Source organism: Streptomyces sp. RP5T (assembly GCF_003933965.1).
In the GTDB taxonomy this organism is placed as follows: Bacteria; Actinomycetota; Actinomycetes; order Streptomycetales; family Streptomycetaceae; genus Streptomyces.
The window spans coordinates 1-4085 of sequence record NZ_RSAJ01000693.1 but is presented as its reverse complement, the minus strand read 5'-3'; the positions used below and the strand labels follow the sequence as shown (position 1 = coordinate 4085).

The window sequence follows — 4085 nt, the reverse complement described above, 5'->3', positions numbered from 1 at the left end:
CGACGCGCACATCTCAATCAGCAGCCAGGGCGCCCCGGAGAGCCGGACGGCCACTCCTTGGGAGCCACTGAAGGCAAGACCCCATAAGCCACATCCGGCCCTCCCGGGCCGCCTAACAACTTACGGATGACCCCATGTCACTCCCGCACGCGATCCTCACCGCACTGCTCGAAAGGCCGTCGGCGGGGCTGGACCTGACCCGCCGGTTCGACAGGTCGATCGGCTACTTCTGGTCGGCCTCGCACCAGCAGATCTATCGCGAGCTGGGAAAACTGGAGGCCGAGGGCCACATCCGGGCCATCCCGGCGGCTCAGCCGACCCGCGGGCAGAAGAAGAGCTACGAGGTCCTGCCCGCGGGCCGCGCCGAACTCGAACGCTGGACGGCCGCGGCCCAGGACCCCAAGCCGCACCGGGACGCCCTGCTGCTGCGGCTGCGCGCGGCGGCCGTCGTCGGCACCGAGGGCCTCGAAGCCGACCTGCGCCGCCATCTCGACCTGCACCGACGGCAGTTGGCCGAGTACGAGGAGATCGAGAAGCGCGACTTCCCGCCCGGCAGCGACAGCGCGCAGGCCAGGCTTCAGCACCTGGTCCTGCGCGCGGGCATCGAACTGGAGACCTTCTGGACGCAGTGGCTCACCGAGGCGCTGCGGGAACTGGTCGAACTCCCCGACCACTGACCGCCGTTGACCGGTGTACGGCCGAGACCGGGGGCCGTCAGAGCCGGTACGGCCGCGAGCGGCGCCGCCGCAGGAACCACACCGCCGCCACCGCGCCGACCGCCACCATGCCGCCGCCGGCCGCCAGGGTGAGGGTGCCGTAGTCCTTGGTGGCGCCGCCGAGACCGCCCATGACACCCCGGGACGGCGAGGCCGTGGCCGTCGCCGAGATCGTGGGCGTGGCCGACCCCGAGACGATGATCGACTGGGTGCCCGCGGTGCTGTTGTTGTAGGCACACATCACGATGACGGTGTACGTCCCGGGGCTCACGCTCGACCAGGCCGCGGACTGCAGGGAGGTGGTCCCCGACAGCGCCACCTGGCGGCCCTGGCTGAAGTTCGCCTGGCTGCTGGTGAGGAGCGAAGCGGTGCCCCAGCCGCCGTTGGCGGCCGTGCGGGAGCAGGCCGTGGTCGTGACCGAGACCGTGGATCCGGAGGTGCTCACGGAGATGCCCGATGCCGCGGCGGCCGGCCCGGCGGTCAGGGCGAGCGGCAGCGCGGCGACGGCCGCGACGGTCAGGCCGGAGCGGAGAAGTAGCTGTTTTGTGCGCATGGACTGCCCTCCGGCGGCACGGTTGGCGGTACATCCGTGGCGCCGCCGAGGTGGGGGAAGCCCGTGCTGCCTCAGGGACAGCCAATGTGCGCCGGGCCCGGCCCGCACGCGGAGCTGAGCCGGACAGGTGACGGACCGCTCCGACCGACGCCGCGGACGTGAACGCCCGTCAGGGGCGGGCGCCGGCGCCCGTGGTCACCGACCGCTCCGCCGACAGCCCGCCCCAGGTGCCGTCCGGCAGCCGCGCCCGGATCCGCACCCGGTGCCTCTCCCCGGCCTCACGACCCAGATAGAAGCCGTACGTCACCCTCCCGCGCGGTGGCGCCGCGCCGAACACGAGCGAGGTGGCCGCCCTGCCGTCGAGCCGGACCTGGTACTCGACGACGACCCCGTCCGTCCGCGGCGGCAGCCAGGACAGGTCGAGGTAGTACGCCCCGTCGGCGGCCCGCCGGGTGCTCGCGCGGAAGTCCGCCGGTGCCGTGTCCCGCCCGTCGTCGGTGCCCGAAGTCGTCAGGCGGACGGTGTCCCCGGTCGGCGAGAGGTTGTCGGCCGCGTCCCGGGCCCGGACGGAGAAGGAGTAGCGGGTGCCGGGGCGCAGCCCGGTGACCACGGCCGCGGTCTGTTCGCCGCCCACACTGTGGATCTTCGTTCCCCCCTGATAGACGTCGTACGACACCACGTCCCGGTCGTCCGCCGAGGCGGCCCAGCTCAGCTGGACGGCGTGACCGCCCACGGCCCGGCCCCGTAGCTCGGCAGGGCGGGTCGGGGCCGAGTGGTCCGCGGCCGTGGCTACCGGAGTCGTCGCCCGTGCCTCCCGGCTGGGCGGTCCGAGACGCCCCTCGGTGTCGCGGGCCCGCACGGTGAAGACATACGGAGTGGCGGGCTTGAGCCTGGTGACATCCACCATGTGCCGTGAACCGGGCACATCGTCGATCTTTGTGGTGCCGCGATACACCTCGTAACGCTCGATCCCCGCGCCGACCGCGTTCCACATCACGTGCACGCTGGTCGCGCTGCCCGCGGCGGCGGTGACGCCCACGGGGGCGGCGGGCAGCCTGCCGCCCCCGCCGTCGTCCGGTCCGCCCCATCCGCAGGAGCCCACCAGGAAAAGCGCGGCGCACAGGACCAGGGGTGAGGGAACACCTCGCACGTCTCTGCCCTCCCGGAGCCACACCGAGGCAATGGTCCGGACCAATATGGCGCCGGGGGTCTGCCCGTATCAAGAGGGCGGAGCGTGCGGGGCACGCCCGGGCGGGTTACGTATGCTGAAGACCTCACGGCCGAACTCTCCATGAGACAAACGGAGTTCGTGCCCTCGGCACGGGCCGCTGTCGTCGCTGTCCCCGTGCCGCACGGGTGGCCGGGAGGCCGGGGTTCGTCGAGGGCCCGGGCCCCCGGCCCCTGCCCCGTCCGGCCCTGTGCGGTGGCCGCACGGCTGAGGCGGCATCAGATTGGGCTGAGTGCTCGTCAGTGCCGCCGAGGAGAGGGTCCCTTATCGTGCGTGTCCAGTCGCTCACACTGGCCGCGGCAAGCGCCGCCCTGCTCGCCCCGACGACGTCCCCCGCCGTGGAGCCCGCCGCCGGCCTGCCGGGGCCGGTGGTGCGGCGCGAGGGGGAGGTGGCCGCCGCCGACCTCCTCGCCAGGACGCGCCAGTGCGAACCGGTCTCACGCGGCCGCTACCGCAGTGACGACGGCACGGCCGCCACCATCCCGGTCTGCGGCACCAAGGACGCCGTCTTCTGGAAGGCGGACATGGACATCGACTGCGACGGCCGGCCCGGCAGCCGCTGCAACAGCCGCACCGATCCGCTGTTCTCCGACACCACCGCCTTCCAGCAGTCCGACGGCCGCTACCTCAGCGCCGAACGTCTGCCCTACATCGTGGTGCCGGCCCCGAGCGGGATCTGGGACTACCGCGCGCACGGGGTGCGCGGCGGCGCGGTCGCGGCCGTCGTGTACGGGGACCGGGTGCAGTACGCGGTGGTCGGCGACGTGGGGCCCGGCCACATCATCGGCGAGGCGTCCTACGCCACCGCGAAGGCCCTCGGCATCCGCCCCGATCCGCGCGGCGGCGGCACGCCCTCCGGCGTCACCTACGTCGTCTTCAGGAACACGCAGGTGAAGCCGATCGAGGACCATGCCGCCGCGGTCGCGGCGGGGGAGCGGCTGGCGAAACTGTTCGTACAGGCGAAGTGATCCCCCTGGAAAGCGGTCACACCTTCCGGTAGCTGTACGCCTCCGCTGCCGCCGCCTCCACCGCCGCGAGGTCCGCCCCGGTCGCGGCCGTGACGACCGCGGCCACCGCTCCCTCGACGAAGGGGGCGTCCACCAGCCGTGTGCCCGCCGGGAGTTCGTCCCCCTCCGCCAGCAGCGCCTTGACGGTGAGCACCGCGCTGCCGAGGTCGGTCAGGACGGCGACCCCGGCGCCCCGGTCCACGGCGGCGGCCGCGCCCGCGATCAGCTCCGCGCTCGTACCGAACCCACCGCCCTCGGTGCCCCCGGCCGCGGCGACGGGTACCTGCGTGCCGCCGCCCGCGAGTGCCTTCGCCAGTTCCGCGACGGACGCGGCGACCTCCGCGCTGTGCGACACCAGCACGATCCCGACCAGCTTCCCGTCACTCACCGGCGGCCTCCGCGAGTGCGGAGATCAGCAGGGCCGCCGAGGTCGCGCCCGGGTCCTGGTGCCCGATGCTGCGCTCGCCGAGATAACTCGCCCTGCCCTTGCGGGCCTGCAACGGCGTGGTGGCCAGGGCCCCTTGCTCGGCGGGGGTCCGGGCCGCGGCGAAGCCGGTGCCGAGCGCGTCGACGGCCGGCAC

General features: G+C 73.6%; 6 protein-coding genes. 2 read left to right on the top strand and 4 right to left on the bottom strand.

Annotated elements, in window-relative coordinates:
• Nucleotides 1–134 precede the first annotated feature (134 nt).
• Complete coding sequence (locus EHS43_RS39315; protein ID WP_125195361.1) at nucleotides 135–677, top strand: PadR family transcriptional regulator; 543 nt, start codon at nucleotides 135–137, stop codon at nucleotides 675–677.
• A gap of 37 nt (nucleotides 678–714) precedes the next feature.
• Here the strand turns inward: EHS43_RS39315 and EHS43_RS39310 are convergent, their stop codons facing one another.
• On the bottom strand, nucleotides 715–1269 hold the full coding sequence (locus tag EHS43_RS39310; RefSeq protein ID WP_125195360.1) for a hypothetical protein: 555 nt from the start codon (nucleotides 1267–1269) through the stop codon (nucleotides 715–717).
• A gap of 169 nt (nucleotides 1270–1438) precedes the next feature.
• Nucleotides 1439–2419: a fibronectin type III domain-containing protein gene (locus EHS43_RS39305; RefSeq protein ID WP_125195359.1), complete on the bottom strand. Its 981-nt coding sequence runs from the start codon at nucleotides 2417–2419 to the stop codon at nucleotides 1439–1441.
• 347 nt (nucleotides 2420–2766) lie between these two features.
• Between EHS43_RS39305 and EHS43_RS39300 the strand changes: the two genes are divergently transcribed.
• Nucleotides 2767–3465: a glycoside hydrolase family 75 protein gene (locus EHS43_RS39300; protein WP_125195358.1), complete on the top strand. Its 699-nt coding sequence runs from the start codon at nucleotides 2767–2769 to the stop codon at nucleotides 3463–3465.
• Nucleotides 3466–3481: 16 nt separating this feature from the next.
• Here EHS43_RS39300 and EHS43_RS39295 read toward each other — a convergent pair whose 3' ends face one another.
• Nucleotides 3482–3892, bottom strand: coding sequence for a PTS-dependent dihydroxyacetone kinase phosphotransferase subunit DhaM (locus EHS43_RS39295; RefSeq protein WP_125195357.1), 411 nt, complete (start codon nucleotides 3890–3892; stop codon nucleotides 3482–3484).
• Nucleotides 3885–4085: DAK2 domain-containing protein (locus EHS43_RS39290; protein ID WP_125195356.1), on the bottom strand; the 201-nt coding region annotated here is incomplete at its 5' end. The genes EHS43_RS39295 and EHS43_RS39290, both read right to left, overlap by 8 nt.

Coding starts and splice junctions, on each gene's coding strand:
- EHS43_RS39315 (WP_125195361.1), top strand. CDS start 135: ATGTCACTCCCGCACGCGATCCTCACCGCACTGCTCGAAAGGCCGTCG.
- EHS43_RS39310 (WP_125195360.1), bottom strand. CDS start 1,269: ATGCGCACAAAACAGCTACTTCTCCGCTCCGGCCTGACCGTCGCGGCC.